Here is an 18,531-nt window from a genome sequence, read left to right as displayed (position 1 = left end):
CTACACTCCCCCGCTGTTGCTTCATGGCACAGCGTCAACGCTATGTACATAGCAGCTAAAAAAATGATGAAATAGTCTATCACTTAACTTAACTCACATCACCGCCTGGAATGACACGTCAGCAGCGGATTGAACAATAATTGAAATGAAAAAACCGAATCACTCTGGTAGCGGCCAGATCCGCATTATTGGCGGGCAATGGCGTGGCCGTAAACTCCCGGTTCCGGACAGTCCCGGCCTGCGCCCGACCACCGACCGCGTACGCGAAACCTTATTTAACTGGTTGGCCCCGGTAATGGTCGATTCACATTGCCTGGACTGCTTCGCCGGTAGCGGCGCGTTGGGGCTGGAAGCCCTCTCTCGCTATGCGGCAAATGCGACGCTGCTGGAGATGGATCGCGCGGTATCACAGCAGTTGCAAAAGAATCTTGCTACGCTGAAGGCAAATCATGCCCGTGTCGTCAACACCAATACGCTGGCTTTTCTGGCCCAACCCGGTACGCCGCATAACGTGGTGTTCGTTGACCCACCGTTTCGCAAAGGATTACTGGAAGAAACATTAACTCTTCTGGAAACCCACGGCTGGCTGGCAGATGAAGCGTATATTTACGTTGAAAGCGAAGTCGAAAACGGCCTGCCGCCGGTTCCGGTAAACTGGTCACTATACCGTGAAAAAGTGGCAGGACAGGTCGCCTATCGCCTGTATCAACGTGAAGCACAAGGAGAGCACGATGCTAATTAATCTGGGACGCCTGCTGATGCTGTGCGTCTGGGCCTTTTTACTACTGAATATTTTTCAACCCTTTCCACGCCCGCTTAACATCTTCGTTAACGTCGCACTGATATTTATGGTGCTGATGCACGGCATGCAATTGGCGCTACTGAAAAGCACCATGCCAAAAGATGGCCCGCAGATGACCAGCGGGGAGAAAATCCGCATTTTCCTGTTCGGCGTCTTTGAACTGCTGGTATGGCAGAAGAAGATTAAGGACCAGTTGAAGAAGTAACTGTGAACTTTTCTCCCGGCGGCGCGTTGCGAGCCGGGTCTGCAAAACGTCATCACGGTGGTAATATACTGTCCAGTTGATCTTTCAGTTTTGGAATATCTTTACTGGCTCTTGTTTTCCGCAGGTGTTTCACCTGCTCACAAATCTCTTCGGTCCGGGTGTAATAGGTGCCAGACGTCGGGCCTGGACGCTCGCATAAAACATAGTTAGTTCCAAGCGGATAAAAAATGACAATAAAAGAGAGGATATTACCAATAACAAATCCTACCCCCGCGACGTGGAAAACAATGGTAAATGTCCTGTCGAAGAATTTTGGCGGCTTCATGCTTTTCGCAAAAGCCAAGTAGGCAATGCCCAAAGTAAAGCAGCCCGTCACCGGAATCATGAAAAACATGCAAAATGAACCCCAGAAAAAATAGACGATGCTTCTGGATTCAACTAGATCGGTGAGATCCGGTACGCTGGCAATATACTCCACCCAAGTCCCCCCCCCAAAAATAAATATACAGAGAAATAAGTTGCATCTCTTCTTAATATTCATCAGATTAATATTATGCTTCATGTCAATAATTTCCGCCGTAAAGGGAGCTTCTGTACCCCAGCCGTTGGATGTTCCACTCTTCGATTCTTTGCCGTTCTTTAAGTCCCTCACGAATACACGCTATCAGTTTGTCTGATAGCTCATATTTTTTGTCCACTTCATTCAGAGACCGGGCAATAATAAAACCTAATACAACGACACCGACAATTTCTCCCCAAACCGGAACGGCGGCGCTAGAGAACAATAGAGGTACAGCTAACTCAAGAGCACTACCCACTGATTGCGAGACAAAAATACTTACAATCACCTTCGCCACATCCATCGTCACATTCCCCAGTAGTGCGGCGACGTCATGCTCGGATTTAAACACCAGCTCAATCAACCGCCAGCATGCGGAAAACCAGATGCAGAACCTGGCGCCTGACATAATGCCATCCCGAAACCCGGCGCTGCCAATACCCACTTCAAGTACCTTAGGATGATTAATCCGGTAACGGGTTCCGTTAAGAATGCGCCGCAGAGAAGGGTAGCCCGTAATCTTCACATACAGCTTTCCCTGATAAGCATATTGCGTGGCTTTAATCCCAAGGCCTTTTAAGGTTAAGACAATCTTTCCGGCCTGCTGATAAGAAAAAAGCTTCGACAGTTTTTTAGTCGCATCAGCCGTATCTTTGATATTACCGGCATAACTCGTCGAAAAACTGACGGATTTATTACTCAGCAAATCATCAATCACGCCCTGCGCCTCTTCAGGCGTGAGCAGCATAATGTGTTGTGTATTGCTATTCAGATTATTTTTCAGCTTTCTGATTTCGTTCTCAACGCGCTGATTACGTTGCCAGTTATTTCCTCTAAGAATATCTTCACGATGATTTCCTATCCAGTCATAATACCTTTCCATCCTTATCCCTTAATAAATTCGCTCATCCCAAAGGCTGTATGCGCTGGTTCCCGCCATAATGTGCTCCCAGGTAATTGACTCATACGAAAGCTCAATGATTTCCTCTGACTGCCCCGCACTGTCATCAATGGTATGAGGCACCTGTAAATGGATGCTGGATATTCTGGCATTAATAAGTTTTATCGCGTAATAACACTCATTTAAACCCGCCGGACTCGTGCGATAGAAGCTAAATTCACAGTTTAATGTTTCATTGTCAGTTATGGCTTTTCCTAATAATGGCGAGGATTTATCTACTGGCTTTATAAACGTCAAACATTGATGATTAACATTTTATACTCGGCTCATGCCATGATTAACTGCCATTACCATTATCTGATCGCGATGGGCAGTTTGTGATTTATTTCCAATCGAATTTACCGATGCGCATCCAGCAGAAATCAATCCCTGCGCCTGCCCATGCAAGGTCAACCACATTGTATTCGCCATATAAATTCCTTAGCCATTTTAAATTACATGTTTATATGTATGCGATAACATTGAAATAATAGGGTAGTGAAAATCGGATAGCAGAATAGTGATACCATCGATATTTTAGACACACAAAAAAAATATAATACCAACGATATTTGCACAGAAGAATAAATAATAACTATATTTTAACGATGTTATATATTTCAGTTGAATTCATTATCGGCACTGGCAAGATAAACACAGTGCCGCTCGGCGTTATTGCCCAGGCTTAAAATCCTCAAAACGCGAACCTTTATAACTCAGCGTGCCTTTGTCTCCGACAGTTAGCGCATGGTACTGCTGGGCATCCAGGCGAAACGTCTGCTCCAGACCACCGCTTTGCGGCTTAAAGCTGGCTTCATAGCGCATGCTGGTTCCTGCCGGGCTCACTTCCTGTTGACGTGATCGCCGATCGTTAAGTGGTTTTTCCCGCTTATTACTCACTACCACCTGCTTTTGCACCAGCGGTGCTGCATCGTTATCCGCTTTTTCACGCCGCTGCTGGACAAAGCGAAACGACGCAGCTACAACAATTAAGACAATGATAACAATGAAAAAAAGTGGCGGCTTGCTCATAGTATTAACCCATCAGAAAATGCGGAAATAAGCATACATTGCCTGTTATGGTGTTGTCATCTGGCAGTGTCGACCTCTACACTGAACAATAGAGCCGTAAGCACCCCGCTTACGAAAAAATAACGAATTCAAGGAACTAAGATGCTTTGGTCGTTTATCGCTGTCTGCCTTTCCGCATGGTTGTTCGTGGATGCTTCCTATCGTGGGCCCGCCTGGCAACGCTGGGTCTTTAAACCCCTAACTTTACTCCTGCTGGCGCTGCTGGCCTGGCAGGCGCCAATGTTTAACGCCATCAGCTATCTGGTGCTGGCAGGGCTGCTTGCCTCACTGCTGGGCGATGCGCTGACGCTGTTGCCGCGCCAACGTCTGCTCTACGCCGTGGGGGCATTTTTCCTCTCACACCTGCTGTATACCATCTATTTCGCCAGCCAAATGACGCTGTCGTTCTTCTGGCCTTTGCCATTGGTATTGGTGGTGTTGGGGGCGCTGCTGATCGCTATCATCTGGACGCGACTGGAAGAGCTGCGTTTAGCCATCTGTACTTTTATCGGCATCACGCTGATGATGGTCTGGATGGCGGGCGAACTGTGGTTCTTCCGCCCCACTGGCCCCGCGCTGTCGGCATTCCTCGGCGCCTCATTATTGTTCATCGGCAATTTTGTCTGGCTGGGTAGCCATTATCGCCGCCGCTTCCGCGCCGATAACGCCATTGCCGCCGCCTGCTACTTCGCCGGACATTTCCTGATTGTTCGTTCGTTGTATCTGTAATATCGCTTGACTCTGGAGTCGACTCCAGAGTGTATCCTTCGGTTAATACGAAATGATTATTAACCGGAGGATGCCATGTCGACGCCCGATGCCCCTGGCAAAAAAGCCCCACAATTCTCTTCTTTCAAGCCAGCACCTGCCCCACAAAAAACGGACGACTGCTGCTGTGAAGGAAGTTGCTCAACCCCATCACCCGTATCCGAAAGCGTAATTGGCACCCGTTATTCCTGGAAAGTGGCAGGAATGGACTGTGCCGCCTGCGCCCGGAAAGTGGAAAATGCGGTCCGCCAGGTGAGCGGCGTCAACCAGGTCCAGGTGCTGTTCGCCACCGAAAAACTGGTCGTCGATGCGGGTTCTGATATCCGTCAGCAAGTTGAAAGCGCGGTACAAAAGGCAGGTTATACCCTGCGCGATGAACAAGCACCGGAAGCCGCCCCCGAATCACGCTTTAGAGAGAACCTGCCGTTGATTTCGCTGATAATCATGATGGCGATTAGCTGGGGGCTTGAGCAGTTCAATCATCCTTTCGGTCAGATAGCGTTTATCGCCACCACGCTGGTGGGCCTGTATCCCATTGCCCGTCAGGCGCTACGTCTGATGAAAACCGGCAGCTACTTCGCCATTGAAACGTTGATGAGCGTGGCCGCGATTGGCGCGCTGTTTATCGGCGCGACGGCGGAAGCCGCCATGGTGCTACTGCTGTTTTTAATTGGTGAGCGTCTGGAAGGGTGGGCCGCCAGCCGCGCCCGTAAAGGGGTCAGCGCACTGATGGCACTCAAGCCGGAAACCGCCACGCGCCTGCGTAACGGCGAGCGCGAAGAGGTCGCTATCAATACCCTCCAGCCTGGCGATATTATCGAAGTTGCCGCCGGTGGGCGTTTACCTGCCGACGGTAAGTTGGTCTCCGGCTTTGCCAGCTTTGATGAAAGCGCCCTGACCGGCGAATCGATCCCGGTTGAACGCGCCACCGGCGAGAAAGTCCCGGCGGGCGCCACCAGCGTAGATCGTCTGGTTACGCTGGAAGTGCTTTCCGAGCCGGGCGCCAGCGCTATCGATCGCATTCTGAAGCTGATTGAAGAAGCGGAAGAACGCCGCGCCCCCATTGAGCGCTTTATTGACCGTTTCAGCCGAATTTATACCCCCGCTATTATGGCGGTTGCGCTGCTGGTTACCCTCGTCCCGCCGCTGCTGTTTGCCGCCTCGTGGCAGGAGTGGATTTATAAAGGACTGACGCTGTTGCTGATTGGCTGCCCGTGTGCGCTGGTTATCTCAACCCCCGCAGCGATTACCTCTGGTCTTGCCGCCGCGGCGCGTCGTGGAGCACTCATTAAAGGCGGTGCGGCACTGGAACAGTTGGGTAGAGTCACGCAGGTGGCGTTTGATAAAACCGGCACCCTGACCATCGGTAAACCGCGCGTGACGGCGATTCATTCGGCAAGCGGTATTGATGAGGCTGAACTGCTGGCGCTGGCAGCGGCGGTAGAGCAAGGTGCAACACACCCACTGGCGCAGGCGATTGTTCGGGAAGCGCAAACGCGTGAGCTGACAATTCCTGTAGCGAAAGAACAACGGGCGCTGGTTGGCTCCGGAATTGAAGCGCTGGTCAACGGCGAGCGCGTACTGATTTGCGCTGCGGGCAAACAGCCTGCCGATGCCTTTGCCGGACAGATTAGCGAGCTGGAAAGCGCGGGCCAGACGGTGGTGCTGGTGCTGCGTAACGATACCGTTCTCGGCGTACTGGCTCTACAGGACACGCTGCGCGATGACGCCCGCACGGCCATCAGCGAGCTCACTCAGATCGGCGTGAAAGGGGTAATCCTGACCGGCGATAACCCACGCGCGGCAGCAGCCATTGCCGGGGAGCTGGGTCTGGAATTCAAAGCAGGATTAATGCCGGAAGATAAGGTGCGGGCCGTTACCCATCTCAACCAACAGTCGCCGCTGGCGATGGTCGGCGACGGTATCAACGACGCTCCGGCAATGAAAGCGGCGACCATCGGCATTGCCATGGGTAGCGGGACCGACGTCGCGCTGGAAACCGCCGATGCCGCCCTGACCCACAACCGTCTGCGTGGCCTGGTGCAAATGATTCAACTGGCGCGCGCCACCCACGCTAATATTCGCCAGAACATTGCGATTGCGCTGGGTTTGAAGGGGATTTTCCTCGTCACCACGCTGCTCGGGATAACCGGACTGTGGCTGGCGGTGCTGGCTGATACGGGGGCGACGGTGCTGGTGACCGCGAACGCGCTGCGGTTGTTGCGTAAAGGGTAACCTGTAGGCCGGATAAGCGTTAGCGCCATCCGGCATAACAAGATTACTGCCCTTTGCGCACTAAATAGCGGTACGGCAGAGAGTCGGTCTCTTTGGCCACCAGTTCATGCTCCATAAAGGTACAGAAGCCGGGAATATCGCGGGTTGTCGCCGGATCGTCGGCGACAATCAGCAACGTTTCACCCGCCTGCATACCGCGCACAGTTTTACGCACCATCATTACAGGTTCCGGGCAGCGTAGTCCCTGGGCATCAAGCGTATGGTCGGGAGAGGTAAACAGATCGCTCATCGTAGTCTCATTCATGCAAAAACGGCGTTATTTTACGCTCTGTTGTGGCGTAAGCCAATCAGGTTAACGATTGCGTGAAAAACAACCATTGCAATGTGCTCTTAAAGCAGTATCATGCGACGGTTTTTTATTGGGTTCCCTCACCCCATCCAACAAAAAGGTCACAATATGACTCCGTTTACACAATCTCAGCGCGTAAAAGCGTTGTTTTGGCTATCGCTATTTCATCTGCTGGTGATCACCTCCAGCAACTATCTGGTGCAGCTACCGATCTCCATTTTTGGTTTCCATACCACATGGGGCGCTTTTAGCTTTCCGTTTATTTTCCTCGCGACCGACCTGACCGTGCGTATTTTTGGCGCGCCGTTGGCACGACGTATCATCTTTGCGGTGATGATCCCCGCGCTGCTGATCTCCTATGTTGTGTCATCACTGTTCTATATGGGGTCGTGGCAGGGGTTCAGCGCGCTGCTGCACTTTAACCTGTTTGTCGCCCGTATCGCTGCAGCCAGCTTTATGGCTTACGCGCTGGGACAAATTCTGGATGTGCATGTCTTTAACCGCCTGCGTCAGAACCGCCGCTGGTGGCTGGCGCCGACGGCTTCCACGCTGTTTGGCAACATCAGCGATACGTTGGCCTTTTTCTTTATCGCTTTCTGGCGTAGCCCGGATGCCTTTATGGCCGAGCACTGGATGGAAATCGCGCTGGTCGACTACTGCTTCAAAGTACTAATCAGCATTATTTTCTTCCTGCCGATGTACGGCGTACTGCTGAATATGTTACTGAAAAGGCTGGCAGATAAATCTGAATTATCTGCATTGCAGACGAGTTAAAGGTTCATTTTCCGAGTTGTGATAAGATGGTCGAATGAGCCGTTATGGCCGTTTATCGAAAGGAAGAAGTCAATGCGCAATCTGGTTAAATATGTCGGTATTGGCCTGCTGGTTATGGGGCTTGCGGCCTGTGATAATAGCGATACAAAAGCGCCAGCAGAAGGTGCTGCCGCAGAGAGTAGCGCCACCGGACAACCGGTCAGCCTGCTGGACGGCAAACTCAGTTTTTCCCTGCCAGCGGATATGACCGATCAGAGCGGCAAGCTGGGTACCCAGGCGAACAATATGCACGTGTATTCTGACGCAACCGGCCAGAAAGCGGTGATTGTAATTGTCGGCGACAATACCAACGAAGATCTGGCGGTGCTGGCAAAACGCCTGGAAGATCAGCAGCGTAGCCGCGACCCGCAGTTGCAGGTCGTCACCAATAAATCTATTGAGCTGAAAGGCCACACGCTGCAACAGTTAGACAGCATCATCTCGGCCAAAGGCCAGACCGCTTACTCTTCCGTGGTGCTGGGTAAAGTGGACAACCAACTGCTGACGCTGCAAATCACGCTGCCTGCTGACGATCAGCAAAAAGCGCAAACGACCGCAGAAAACATCATTAACACGCTGGTTATCCAGTAACGGTTAAGACGATGACTCGGCCTCCGGTGACACCACCTGAGGCCGTTTTTTTAGCCGCCAGGTCAGCAGTAACGCCACCGCCACCAGCCCGGCTGCCGCCAGATAGATAACCGGTACACCCGCCCACGTCATTACCAGCCCGGCCAGCGGCCCGGTAACGCCCAGCGATAAATCCATAAACACCGTATAGGTCGCCAGCGCGGCGCCCTGATTTTGCTGCGGGACGGCTTTTACCGCCACCACGCCCAGCGCCGGGAAGACCAACGAGAACCCGGCACCTGCCAGCAGAACGCCGATTTTCGCCATCCACGGCATGGAGGCCATGCCCACCAGCAGCAGACCAACAATCTCGACGCTAAAACAGATCATCGCGACATTGAGCCCACCTAACCGATTGATACCATTTGGGAATAACAAGCGAGTACCCACAAACGTACAGCTAAAAAGCGTCAGCGAAAAAGCTGCGCCGTCCCAACCTTTTGCATCATAAAACAGCGTGATAAAGGTGGCGATCACGCCAAATCCGGCGGAGGCCAACGCCAGCGCCATGCCGTACAACCAGACGCGTCCAAGTACCGCGCGAAACGGCAACGGTTTGCCTTTGCTGGCCTTCACCGCCGGGCGGGGGAGCGCCAGCAGTATTGCCAACAGCGCCACGCCCATCACGGTCAGCGCCAGCCCCTGTAAGCCACCCCAGGCATAACACAGAACGCCCAGCGGAGCGCCTATCGCCATCGCGCCATAGGTCACGATGCCGTTCCACGAAATCACCCGTCCGATGTGCATCGAGCCAACCACTCCCACGCCCCATAGCGTAGAGCCGGTCCCGGCAAAGCTTTGCCCAATGCCCAGAATCACCCGCCCGATGCATAACAGCAACAAACTTACCAGCGGCCAACCTTGGGTTGATCCTGCCAACAGGTAACCCAGGCCACTTAAAAAGCAGCCGCACAGCCCGAAGACCACGATTTTTTTCGGCCCCAGCAGATCGGCATAGCGACCGGCATGAGGGCGGCTCAGCAGCGTGGCGAAATATTGCAGGCTGATGACCAGTCCTGCCCAGAAGGCGCTAAATCCCATCACATCATGGACATAGCCTGGCAATACCGCGAGCGGCAGGCCGATGGTCAGATAGCTGGCGAAGTTAAACATCACCACCGAGACAATGCGCAGATTAAGGCGCAAACCGCTTAGCGTCGGTTCAGCGACGGGTTCGGGCATGGAAGGTCACCACATTTTCACAACAGTGTTTCATTTCTACCATGTTGCAGACCATAAATCAGCAGCCAGTTTAGGAATAACAGACGCAAGCCAACCGCTACACTTAATGCAAAAACGCAAACAGGAAGAAAACATGACAACCGCTCAGCCCGATAAAACGGGTATGCATATTTTGCTCAAACTGGCCGCTTTGGTGGTGATCCTCGCGGGCATCCATGCCGCGGCGGATATCATTGTGCAACTGCTATTGGCGCTCTTTTTTGCCATCGTATTGAACCCGCTGGTCACCTGGTTTATTCGCCGGGGGGTGCGTCGCCCGGTAGCCATTACGTTAGTGGTAGTAGTAATGCTGATTGTTCTTACGGCGCTGGTTGGCGTGCTTGCATCGTCGATCACTGAGTTCATGGCCATGTTGCCAAAATACAATAAGGAGTTGACGCGCAAAGTTCTGTATCTGCAAGAAATGGTCCCCTTTCTGAACCTGCATATGTCCCCGGAGCGCATGCTGCAACGGATGGACTCCGACAAACTGATGACCTTCACGACCACGCTAATGACGAGTCTTTCCGGCGCCATGGCCAGCGTCGTCCTGTTGGTAATGACGGTCGTCTTTATGCTGTTTGAAGTGCGCCACGTTCCCTATAAGCTGCGCTTCGCGTTAAACAATCCGCAGATTCATATTGCGGGACTGCATCGGGCGCTGAAGGGCGTTTCACACTATCTGGCGCTGAAAACGTTGCTCAGCTTATGGACCGGCGCCATTGTCTGGCTGGGGCTGGCGCTGATGGGGATTCAGTTTGCTCTGATGTGGGGCGTGCTGGCATTCCTGCTAAACTACGTGCCCAATATTGGCTCGGTCATTTCCGCCGTCCCACCCATGATTCAGGCGCTGCTGTTCAACGGCATTTACGAATGCGTGCTGGTTGGCGCGCTGTTTCTGGTCGTGCATATGGTGATTGGTAATATTCTCGAACCCCGTATGATGGGGCACCGCCTGGGATTATCGACGCTGATCGTCTTTCTCTCCCTGTTGGTATGGGGATGGCTGCTCGGCCCGGTCGGCATGTTACTCTCCGTGCCGTTAACCAGCGTGTGTAAAATCTGGATGGAAACCACCAAAGGCGGCAGCAAACTGGCAATTTTGCTGGGACCAGGCAGACCCAAAAGCCGATTACCGGGATAAACTTGCAAATGGCACGTGAAGAATGATACACAACCCCATTATTACTAAAGGTTAGTCCTGATATGTATCAGATCGTTCTTGGGAAAGTTTCTGTTTTAAGCGCTGGCGAACTGCCTGCCGCGATGAAAGAGCAAGCGCCGCAAGGTGCTCGCCGGTCACGCTGGCTGGCTGGCCGCGTGCTGCTTTCCCATGCCCTTTCGCCATTGCCGGACATTGTCTACGGCGAGCAAGGAAAACCCGCTTTTCCCGCTGATACGCCGCTGTGGTTCAATCTCAGCCATAGCGGCGATGACATCGTCCTGCTGCTCAGCGACGAAGGGGAAGTCGGCTGCGATATTGAAGTCGTGCGCCCGCGCGATAACTGGCAGACGCTGGCAAACACGGTGTTCAGTCTCGGAGAACATGCCGAAGTAGAGGCCGAACGCCCGGAGCAACAGCTGGCGGCGTTCTGGCGTATCTGGACGCGTAAAGAAGCTATTGTGAAACAGCGTGGCGGCAGCGCCTGGCAAATCGTCAGCGTCGATAGCACCGCGCTGACCTCCTCACTCTCCGTCAGCCAGTGCCAGATCGATACCCTGAGCCTGGCGGTGTGCACCCCCACGCCATTTACCCTGACCGCCGACGCCGTGCAGCGTCTGGAAGCCTTAGCGTAAATTTTCCGGGAAGTTTTTCGGCAACTCACTCGCCGCGCAGGCAATCACGTCGTCATTGTTTGCCCCGCAGTCACGCACGAAGGTGATGGTCGCGAACTCATCAATCACCTCGGTTGGATACGCCGGACCCGCATCGCGATACGACATCATCAACGGAATATGATCATTCTGGAAGCACACCGTTTTTTCCGGATTGTTAATCACCCAGCGCGGGAAAAAGATGGTGCCGTGAAAGAGTTTGTCGCCCAGGTTTACGATCAGGCTGACGTCGGTCCCGGTCGGTTCGGTCCAGGAAATTTTATAAACACTCGCCCCTACCCGCACAATATACGCCCGCTGATCTTTCACCCAACGATTACCCACAATACCGCTGTGAATGCGGTAATCCAGCGTGGTCTCATTTTTTACGTAGATCTCGTAATTCCAGCCATTATCGTAGGTATAGACCAGATGTTTGCCGACAAATTCGCTCAAATCATGTTTATCAAAAGCGCTCATATTCGTTCTCCTCTTACTTGATGCGAAGATCTTAACGCTTCAAAAATTGGATGAATAACGCTATGTTTACATCATATTCATTCAATTTTTAGATGAGTTATGCACAAAACAACCCTCGAACAATGGGCCCTGCTGGAGAAAGTGGTGGAACTGGGCAGCTTTGCGAAAGCCGCGGAAGAGACCAACCGTAGCCAGTCATCGGTAAGCTACAATCTGGCGCTACTGCAGGAGCGACTCGGCGTGCCGCTGCTGACGCCGGAAGGCCGCAGGGCGGTTTTAACCCCGGCGGGCGAGTTGTTGCTAGCTCAGGTCAAACCGTTACTGAAGGCCTTTTTATGGGTGGAGACCCGGGCAGCAACGTTGCAAAACGGCACGCGAACACGGCTGGATTTGCTGGTGGATAGTATCTTCCCACGCAAACGCCTGTTCGCGATCCTCAAGCAGTTTCAGCTGGCGTGGCCGCAAACGCAGGTGCGGCTGACCGAGGTACTGGAAAATGCAGACGACAGGCTGGCAGCGCATGCCGATGCGGACGTAATGGTCCTGACCCGGCGTCAGGATGTTACCGGGCGTGGTGAATGGCTGATGAACATTGACTTCGTGGCCGTTGCCCATCGCGATCACCCGCTCTGCACTCTTGATGCACCGCTGGATGAAGACGCATTACGCGCGTGGCCACTGATTCGCATTACCGATCGCGACAACCCGCAGCAACCGGTGCGCGATGCCTGGACCTTCTCTACCATTGATGCCGCGATTGATGCTGTCATGTATCAGGTCGGTTACGGCTGGCTGCCTGAGGAGCGTATTCAGACGCAACTGGCCCAGGGGCTTTTACGTCCGCTGCCGTTAAGCCATGGCGCTCGCCGCGCCACGCCGCTGCATCTGATCGTTAAAGATACGCTCGCCCCGCTGGATGAACAGGTCAGTACCCTGCTGCGTTTATTGCGGGAGCATTAACCTTTTCCCCGGATGCCTGACGTATGTTACAAAATACGCTATTCCCTTTATTCCCTGTGCGCCAACGCGCCACATGAAAGGTTAATTGCAGATGCAACGAGTCACCATTACCCTCGATGACGATTTACTGGAAACGCTCGACGGCCTGAGCCAGCGCCGTGGCTACAACAACCGTTCCGAAGCGATCCGCGATATTCTGCGCGGCGCACTGGCGCAAGAAACCACCCAGGAGCACGGCACCCAGGGCTTCGCAGTACTCTCATATGTTTATGAGCATGAGAAACGCGACCTGGCGAGCCGTATTGTTTCCACCCAGCACCACCACCATGATTTATCGGTCGCCACATTACATGTGCATATCAACCATGACGACTGCCTGGAAATCGCTGTGCTGAAAGGCGACATGGGCGATGTGCAGCATTTTGCCGATGACGTCATTTCCCAGCGCGGCGTACGCCACGGTCATTTGCAGTGCCTGCCGAAAGAAGAGTGATTGCCTGTTTCGTTGCCGGGGGCGCTGCGCTTGCCCGGCCTACACCCGCTCTCGTTTGTAGGCCGGATAAGGCGCAGCCGCCATCCGGCAATAATGTTTACGCCATCGTGCCGATCGTCTTACGAAAACGCAGCAGCGCTATCAGGAAGAACGCCCCGCCAATCGCCAGCAGCGTCAGGAACTGCGGCCAGACGATGTTAAACCCGGCCCCGCGATAAAGTATCGCCTGCGCGAGACTGACAAAGTGGGTGGTCGGCATGGTCAGCATAATGTCCTGCACCGCCTGCGGCATGCTTTCACGCGGTGTGGAGCCGCCGGAGAGCATCTGTAACGGCAGCAGCACCAGAATCATCAGCAGCCCCAGTTGCGGCATGGAACGCGCCAGCGTACCCATAAAAATGCCGATCGAGGTGGTGGCAAACAGGCTCAGCGCCACCCCCAGCATAAACAGCGGAATGGAACCTTCAATTGGCACCCCGAGTACGCCTTTTACCATCAGCATCAGCGACAGACCGGAAACCACCAGCACCACCAGTCCCATCGACCAGATTTTCGCCATCATTATCTCAAACGGTGTCACCGGCATCACCAGCAGGTGCTCAATGGTCCCATGTTCGCGCTCGCGGATCAGCGCCGACCCGGTAAGCACAATCGCCAGCATGGTAATGTTATTGATAATTGCCATTACCGCGCCAAAGCGGGCAGGCTCCAGATTGGGGTTAAAGCGCATGCGCATTTCCAGCGCCACCGGCGGCTCATTATTATCGCGGTAACGCGCCACAAAACTGTTCACTTCACCACTAATGATATTCTGGATATAGCTGTTGCCGGTGAAGGCCTGGCTCATCCGCGTGGCATCGACGTTGACCTGGATATCCGGCTGTCGCCCGGCCAGCACATCACGCTGAAAATCAGGCGGAATGTTCACGGCGAAGGTGTAGCGACCGGCATCCAGCCCGGCATCCATCTCATCGGCGGTGATCATCTCCGGCGGCAAAAACCACGGGCGATAAAAGCTGTTCACAATCCGGTTCGACAACTGCGACTGGTCCATATCCGCGATGGCAATCGGCGCCAGATGTAGCGACCCCGGCAGGACAGTTGCGGAGGAGTAAACCGAAATCGTGAAGGCGAAAACGATCAGCGTCAGCATCGCTTTGTCACCCAGCAGACTGCGTAACTCTTTGATGCCAAGGTTATAAATATTGCGTAATTGGCGCATCACCCCTCCTGTTTTTTCAGCAGTAATACGCTCAGACCAACCACTACCGGAATAGCGATTGCCAGCGGGATAAATAGCTGCCAAAGATCCGCCAGATCCAGCGCTTTAGAGAACGTCCCGCGCGCAATGGTCAGAAAATGGCTGGTCGGATAAATTTCACCAATCCAGCGTCCCGGCCCTTCCAACGAGGCCACCGGATCGATCATCCCGGAAAACTGTGTCGCCGGGATCAGCGTAATAATCGCCGTACCAAAAATGGCGGCGATCTGGCTTTTCATAAACGTAGAGATTAACAAGCCCAGTCCGGTAGCAATGGTGACGTACAGCAGCGCGGCCAGCGTCAGTGTTAAAAAGCTACCCTTATGCGGGACGCCGAAGACAAACACCGACAGCGCACATAGCAGCAGGAAGTTCAGCATTCCCAGCACGATGTAAGGCAGCTGTTTGCCGAGCAAAAACTCGCTGCGGGTGGTGGGCGTAACGTACAGGTTGATAATCGACCCCAGCTCTTTTTCGCGCACCACACTGAGTGCGCTGAGCATGGAAGGAATCATCATCAACAGCAGCGGGATGACCGCCGGAACAATCGCCGGCAGGCTCTTCACATCTGGGTTGTAACGATAGCGCGTCTCGATGGTCATCAGCCCGTTTTGCCCGCTGGCATTGGGCTGACGGGCCATCACATCCTGCAGCCAAGTCTGGTGCATCGCCTGTACATAGCCTCTGACCGTTTCTGCGCGGCTCGGCATCGCCCCATCAACCCAGACGCCAATCTTCACCGGCGTTCCACGCGCGATATCGCGGCCAAAATTGGGCGGGATTTCAATGGCTACTGCCACCTCGCCCGAACGCATCCGTTTGTCCAGTTCGTCATAACTGGTGAGCGGCGGCTGCTCGATAAAATAGCGCGACCCTGCCAGATTCAACGTCCACGCCTGGCTGCTGACGGTCTGGTCACGATCGAGCACCGAAAAACGCAGGTTTTCCACATCCATACTGATGCCGTAGCCCATAATCAGCATCAGGATCACCGTCCCCATCAGCGCCAGCGTGGAGCGCACCGGATCGCGCCGCAATTCCAACGCTTCACGCCGACTGTAGCTGAACAAACGCCGCAGGCTAAAGCCCTGGCGTAGCGGCTGATTATTTTCATGCACCACCGGCGTATCCGCTTGCGAAAGCGTAGTCTCCGGCGCCGGACCAGCCGCTTCCTGTAACCAGGAGATAAACGCCTCTTCCAGACTGGCGGCACCGCGTTGCTTCACCAGTTCCTGCGGCGTGCCGCTGGCCAGCACTTTTCCGGCATGCATCAGCGACATGCGATCGCAGCGCTCCGCTTCGTTCATAAAGTGGGTGGAGATAAAAATGGTCACTTTATCCTGCCGCGACAGATCAACCATCAGTTGCCAGAACATGTCCCTCGCCACCGGATCGACCCCGGAGGTCGGCTCATCAAGGATGAGCATTTCCGGGCGATGAATCACTGCCACCGCCAGCGACAGGCGTTGACGGATCCCCAACGGCAGAGCGCCGGGCAACGCGTCTTCGACATCGGCCAGGCTAAAGCGCTCGCTCATCTCTTGTACGCGTTGAGGGATTTCTGCCTCGGGGATATGGAACAGCCGCGCGTGGAGTTCGAGGTTTTGCCGCACGGTCAGCTCGCTGTAGAGCGAAAACGCCTGTGACATATAGCCTACCCGGCGGCGGGTATCGATATTCTTCGGGTCAACCGCTTGCCCAAACAGCCATGCCTCGCCTTCGCTTGCGGGCAGCAGTCCGGTGAGCATCTTCATGGTGGTAGATTTGCCGCAGCCATTGGAGCCGAGAAAACCGAAGATTTCCCCGCGCGGAATGCGAAAGTTAACGTGGTCAACGGCGACGAACTTGCCGAAGCGCATGGTCAAATCTTTCGCCTCAATGGCAATCTCTTCCCGCTCAGCGTGATACGGCGGGATCACCACCGGTTTGTGTGCCTGACGCTGGGCTTCGGGTAACAGCGCGATAAACGCCTGCTCCAGCGTGTCGCTGGCGGTTTGTTCACGTAGCTGTTGTGCGCTCCCAGTGGCTAACACCTCCCCGGCGTTCATCGCCACCAGCCAGTCGAAGCGCTCGGCTTCTTCCATGTAGGCGGTCGCAACCAGTACGCTCATGTTGGTCTGGCGCTGGCGAATACTGTCAATCAGATCCCAGAACTGAGCGCGGGACAGGGGGTCGACCCCGGTGGTGGGTTCATCGAGAATTAATAGCTCCGGGTCGTGGATCAACGCGCAGCACAACCCCAGCTTTTGTTTCATCCCCCCCGAGAGTTTCCCGGCAGGACGATCGCGAAACGGCGCCAGGCCGGTACTATTCAGCAGCTCGGTAATCCGCGCTTCGCGCTCCGCTTTATCATGACCAAACAGGCGGGCAAAGAAATCGACGTTCTCATACACCGATAGCGTGTGATACAGGTTTTTCCCCAGCCCCTGCGGCATCCAGGCAATGCGCGGGCAGACATCCCGGCGGTGCTGCGGGTCGTGCATATCGCCGCCCAGCACCATCACGTTGCCGTGTTCAATGACCCGCGCGCCGGAGATGAGCGACAACAAGCTCGATTTCCCAACGCCATCCGGACCAATCAACCCCACCATGCAACGGGCGGGAATATCCAGCGTGATATTGTTCAGCGCGACCGTTTTCCCGTAATGCTGACTCACGCCGTCAAGGTGCGCCACGGGAGGAACGGGAACCAGCGCCAGATGCGTCATTGCGGCAACCTCACCATCAGATCCTCAGGCCAGGCGCGATTTTCATCGACACGCACCCACGCCATGCCCGGCAGACCGGTTTTCACGTACTCGAGGTGCTGCTGCAACAGCTCTGGCGGGATACGCGCTTTGACGCGGAACATCAGCTTCAGCCGTTCATCACTGGTTTCCACCGTTTTCGGCGTGAACTGCGCGACGCTGGCCACAAAGCTGATGGTCGCCGGAATACGCAGATCCGGCGCGGCGTCCAGCACCAGTCGCGCTTCGCCGCCAATCTTCAGTAAGCCAGCCTGTTCGGTAGGTAAGAAGAACGTCATGTAGACATCGCTGAGATCGACCATATTCAGCACACGCCCACCCGCGGAAAGCACTTCGCCCGGTTCGGCTACGCGATACTGTACGCGACCATCGCGCGGAGCTTTCAGCTCACTGTCATCAATATCAGCGGCAATGCGACGTTCGGTAGCCTGTGCGGCTTCTACGCGGGTCTGCGCCTGAATGATGCTGGTACGAGCGGCTTCAATTGCCGCTTTGGCCGCAGAGACCTGCGCCTTTGCCGACTCCAGCGCGGCACGTGCACTTTCCGCCGCGGCCCGATCGTCATCCAGTTGTTGCTCGGACACCGCCCCTCGCTGGGATAGCGAACGGGAACGCACATGACGTTTAGAGACCGACTGCAGTTCCGCCTCACGCTGTTTTACCACCGACTGCGCGGCGCGCATTTCACTTTGCCGCTGTTCCAGCAACGCTCGCGCCGCCGCCACCGCACTTTCGGCTTCTTTGATTTGCGCGATCGCCTCCAGCCGCTGTTCCTGCAGCACGCGGGTATCCATTTTCGCCAGCACCTCGCCCTGACGGACAAACTGCCCTTCCGCAACGAGGATGGTATCAATACGCCCGGCAATCTTAGTGGCAATATCCACTTCGGTGGCTTCAATTCTGCCGTTGCTGGCTGCAAACCCCTCCGGTATTCCCGCAGGGCGCAGCATCCACCAGGCTATCGCGGCCACCGCCACAAGAACACCCGCTCCCCACCACATCAGATGACGCTTAAACTTATCCATATTCGACCCGCCGTAATCCCTGTTATCAAACGTTGCGTGTCACAAAGCCCACTGAACAGCTATTCAGCGGGAGATTCCATCCGGGATGAGAAGGAATGAAAAACAATGGCCATTGAGCGAGCAGGCGTTAAGGCAACGCGCGCCGCGAAGGAAGTGA

Annotated in this window: 19 protein-coding genes and 1 pseudogene; 10 read left to right on the top strand and 10 right to left on the bottom strand. The window is 54.5% G+C overall.

From position 1 onward, the window contains the following. The first annotated feature begins 145 nt into the window (after positions 1-145). Together rsmD and FDX11_RS19330 are read left to right on the top strand one after the other, a co-directional pair. Positions 146-742, top strand: a complete 597-nt coding sequence (gene rsmD, locus FDX11_RS19335) for a 16S rRNA (guanine(966)-N(2))-methyltransferase (RefSeq protein WP_137398399.1) — start codon at positions 146-148, stop codon at positions 740-742. After that, positions 732-1,007, top strand: a complete 276-nt coding sequence (locus FDX11_RS19330) for a DUF1145 family protein (RefSeq protein ID WP_042311836.1) — start codon at positions 732-734, stop codon at positions 1,005-1,007. Before rsmD ends, FDX11_RS19330 begins: the two co-directional genes overlap by 11 nt. Before the next feature lie 52 nt (positions 1,008-1,059). On the opposite strand, the gene FDX11_RS19325 is transcribed toward FDX11_RS19330, so the two are convergent. The 4 genes and pseudogenes from FDX11_RS19325 to FDX11_RS19310 form a co-directional block, all read right to left on the bottom strand. Next, positions 1,060-1,569 (bottom strand): DUF1240 domain-containing protein, encoded by a 510-nt coding sequence (locus tag FDX11_RS19325; protein WP_137398398.1) that lies wholly within the window; start codon positions 1,567-1,569, stop codon positions 1,060-1,062. A gap of 1 nt (position 1,570) precedes the next feature. Next, positions 1,571-2,449 (bottom strand): hypothetical protein, encoded by an 879-nt coding sequence (locus FDX11_RS19320; protein WP_137398397.1) that lies wholly within the window; start codon positions 2,447-2,449, stop codon positions 1,571-1,573. Positions 2,450-2,458: 9 nt separating this feature from the next. Beyond that, positions 2,459-2,938, bottom strand: a pseudogene (locus FDX11_RS19315) (Hcp family type VI secretion system effector). Between the two features lie 240 nt (positions 2,939-3,178). Continuing rightward, positions 3,179-3,538: a DUF2500 domain-containing protein gene (locus FDX11_RS19310; protein ID WP_061380977.1), complete on the bottom strand. Its 360-nt coding sequence runs from the start codon at positions 3,536-3,538 to the stop codon at positions 3,179-3,181. Between the two features lie 141 nt (positions 3,539-3,679). Here FDX11_RS19310 and FDX11_RS19305 point away from each other — a divergent pair, with 141 nt between their 5' ends. Further along, the gene (locus tag FDX11_RS19305; protein WP_038635015.1) at positions 3,680-4,306 is read left to right on the top strand and encodes a lysoplasmalogenase; all 627 of its coding nucleotides are present in this window, start codon (positions 3,680-3,682) and stop codon (positions 4,304-4,306) included. A gap of 75 nt (positions 4,307-4,381) precedes the next feature. Beyond that, complete coding sequence (gene zntA / locus FDX11_RS19300; RefSeq protein WP_137398396.1) at positions 4,382-6,580, top strand: Zn(II)/Cd(II)/Pb(II) translocating P-type ATPase ZntA; 2,199 nt, start codon at positions 4,382-4,384, stop codon at positions 6,578-6,580. Positions 6,581-6,623: 43 nt separating this feature from the next. On the opposite strand, the gene tusA is transcribed toward zntA, so the two are convergent. Then, positions 6,624-6,869 (bottom strand): sulfurtransferase TusA, encoded by a 246-nt coding sequence (gene tusA / locus FDX11_RS19295; protein ID WP_003827551.1) that lies wholly within the window; start codon positions 6,867-6,869, stop codon positions 6,624-6,626. Positions 6,870-7,037: 168 nt separating this feature from the next. Between tusA and FDX11_RS19290 the strand changes: the two genes are divergently transcribed. After that, the gene (locus FDX11_RS19290) at positions 7,038-7,703 is read left to right on the top strand and encodes a 7-cyano-7-deazaguanine/7-aminomethyl-7-deazaguanine transporter (RefSeq protein ID WP_061380975.1); all 666 of its coding nucleotides are present in this window, start codon (positions 7,038-7,040) and stop codon (positions 7,701-7,703) included. Between the two features lie 72 nt (positions 7,704-7,775). After that, positions 7,776-8,333, top strand: a complete 558-nt coding sequence (locus FDX11_RS19285; RefSeq protein ID WP_016154847.1) for a DcrB family lipoprotein — start codon at positions 7,776-7,778, stop codon at positions 8,331-8,333. Positions 8,334-8,336: 3 nt separating this feature from the next. On the opposite strand, the gene FDX11_RS19280 is transcribed toward FDX11_RS19285, so the two are convergent. Next, entirely contained in the window at positions 8,337-9,554 is a 1,218-nt protein-coding gene (locus FDX11_RS19280; RefSeq protein WP_137398395.1) for an MFS transporter, read from the bottom strand. Positions 9,555-9,687: 133 nt separating this feature from the next. Between FDX11_RS19280 and FDX11_RS19275 the strand changes: the two genes are divergently transcribed. After that, positions 9,688-10,737, top strand: a complete 1,050-nt coding sequence (locus tag FDX11_RS19275; protein ID WP_032940622.1) for an AI-2E family transporter — start codon at positions 9,688-9,690, stop codon at positions 10,735-10,737. Between the two features lie 62 nt (positions 10,738-10,799). Beyond that, entirely contained in the window at positions 10,800-11,390 is a 591-nt protein-coding gene (gene acpT / locus FDX11_RS19270; RefSeq protein ID WP_137398394.1) for a 4'-phosphopantetheinyl transferase AcpT, read from the top strand. On the opposite strand, the gene FDX11_RS19265 is transcribed toward acpT, so the two are convergent. Further along, a complete protein-coding gene (locus tag FDX11_RS19265; protein WP_042311811.1) occupies positions 11,382-11,888 on the bottom strand; it encodes a phenolic acid decarboxylase in 507 nt (168 codons plus the stop codon). The two genes, acpT and FDX11_RS19265, sit on opposite strands and share 9 nt — an antisense overlap. A 99-nt stretch (positions 11,889-11,987) precedes the next feature. Here FDX11_RS19265 and FDX11_RS19260 point away from each other — a divergent pair, with 99 nt between their 5' ends. Both FDX11_RS19260 and nikR read left to right on the top strand, forming a co-directional pair. Next, on the top strand, positions 11,988-12,848 hold the full coding sequence (locus FDX11_RS19260; protein ID WP_137398393.1) for a LysR family transcriptional regulator: 861 nt from the start codon (positions 11,988-11,990) through the stop codon (positions 12,846-12,848). 91 nt (positions 12,849-12,939) lie between these two features. After that, positions 12,940-13,341 carry a nickel-responsive transcriptional regulator NikR gene (gene nikR, locus FDX11_RS19255; protein WP_006687486.1) on the top strand — a complete coding sequence of 134 codons (402 nt, stop codon included), beginning with the start codon at positions 12,940-12,942 and terminating at the stop codon, positions 13,339-13,341. A 97-nt stretch (positions 13,342-13,438) separates the two neighbouring features. Here nikR and FDX11_RS19250 read toward each other — a convergent pair whose 3' ends face one another. From FDX11_RS19250 to FDX11_RS19240, 3 genes are read right to left on the bottom strand one after another with little or no spacing between them, the layout of a single operon-like run. Continuing rightward, a complete protein-coding gene (locus FDX11_RS19250) occupies positions 13,439-14,563 on the bottom strand; it encodes an ABC transporter permease (RefSeq protein WP_137398392.1) in 1,125 nt (374 codons plus the stop codon). Next, positions 14,563-17,310, bottom strand: a complete 2,748-nt coding sequence (gene rbbA / locus FDX11_RS19245; RefSeq protein ID WP_137349082.1) for a ribosome-associated ATPase/putative transporter RbbA — start codon at positions 17,308-17,310, stop codon at positions 14,563-14,565. The genes FDX11_RS19250 and rbbA overlap by 1 nt, the downstream gene beginning before the upstream one ends. After that, complete coding sequence (locus FDX11_RS19240) at positions 17,307-18,374, bottom strand: HlyD family secretion protein (RefSeq protein WP_137398391.1); 1,068 nt, start codon at positions 18,372-18,374, stop codon at positions 17,307-17,309. Before FDX11_RS19240 ends, rbbA begins: the two co-directional genes overlap by 4 nt. Between the last annotated feature and the right edge of the window lie 157 nt (positions 18,375-18,531).

Source organism: Citrobacter sp. wls714 (assembly GCF_005281025.1).
Classification (GTDB): Bacteria; Pseudomonadota; Gammaproteobacteria; order Enterobacterales; family Enterobacteriaceae; genus Citrobacter; species Citrobacter werkmanii.
This window is presented reverse-complemented; position numbering and strand designations above follow the sequence as displayed.

Bases quoted from the DNA above. Each gene is read 5' to 3' on its own strand.
- rsmD (WP_137398399.1), top strand. From the start codon at position 146: ATGAAAAAACCGAATCACTCTGGTAGCGGCCAGATCCGCATTATTGGC.
- FDX11_RS19330 (WP_042311836.1), top strand. From the start codon at position 732: ATGCTAATTAATCTGGGACGCCTGCTGATGCTGTGCGTCTGGGCCTTT.
- FDX11_RS19325 (WP_137398398.1), bottom strand. From the start codon at position 1,569: ATGAAGCATAATATTAATCTGATGAATATTAAGAAGAGATGCAACTTA.
- FDX11_RS19320 (WP_137398397.1), bottom strand. From the start codon at position 2,449: ATGGAAAGGTATTATGACTGGATAGGAAATCATCGTGAAGATATTCTT.
- FDX11_RS19310 (WP_061380977.1), bottom strand. From the start codon at position 3,538: ATGAGCAAGCCGCCACTTTTTTTCATTGTTATCATTGTCTTAATTGTT.
- FDX11_RS19305 (WP_038635015.1), top strand. From the start codon at position 3,680: ATGCTTTGGTCGTTTATCGCTGTCTGCCTTTCCGCATGGTTGTTCGTG.
- zntA (WP_137398396.1), top strand. From the start codon at position 4,382: ATGTCGACGCCCGATGCCCCTGGCAAAAAAGCCCCACAATTCTCTTCT.
- tusA (WP_003827551.1), bottom strand. From the start codon at position 6,869: ATGAGCGATCTGTTTACCTCTCCCGACCATACGCTTGATGCCCAGGGA.
- FDX11_RS19290 (WP_061380975.1), top strand. From the start codon at position 7,038: ATGACTCCGTTTACACAATCTCAGCGCGTAAAAGCGTTGTTTTGGCTA.
- FDX11_RS19285 (WP_016154847.1), top strand. From the start codon at position 7,776: ATGCGCAATCTGGTTAAATATGTCGGTATTGGCCTGCTGGTTATGGGG.
- FDX11_RS19280 (WP_137398395.1), bottom strand. From the start codon at position 9,554: ATGCCCGAACCCGTCGCTGAACCGACGCTAAGCGGTTTGCGCCTTAAT.
- FDX11_RS19275 (WP_032940622.1), top strand. From the start codon at position 9,688: ATGACAACCGCTCAGCCCGATAAAACGGGTATGCATATTTTGCTCAAA.
- acpT (WP_137398394.1), top strand. From the start codon at position 10,800: ATGTATCAGATCGTTCTTGGGAAAGTTTCTGTTTTAAGCGCTGGCGAA.
- FDX11_RS19265 (WP_042311811.1), bottom strand. From the start codon at position 11,888: ATGAGCGCTTTTGATAAACATGATTTGAGCGAATTTGTCGGCAAACAT.
- FDX11_RS19260 (WP_137398393.1), top strand. From the start codon at position 11,988: ATGCACAAAACAACCCTCGAACAATGGGCCCTGCTGGAGAAAGTGGTG.
- nikR (WP_006687486.1), top strand. From the start codon at position 12,940: ATGCAACGAGTCACCATTACCCTCGATGACGATTTACTGGAAACGCTC.
- FDX11_RS19250 (WP_137398392.1), bottom strand. From the start codon at position 14,563: ATGCGCCAATTACGCAATATTTATAACCTTGGCATCAAAGAGTTACGC.
- rbbA (WP_137349082.1), bottom strand. From the start codon at position 17,310: ATGACGCATCTGGCGCTGGTTCCCGTTCCTCCCGTGGCGCACCTTGAC.
- FDX11_RS19240 (WP_137398391.1), bottom strand. From the start codon at position 18,374: ATGGATAAGTTTAAGCGTCATCTGATGTGGTGGGGAGCGGGTGTTCTT.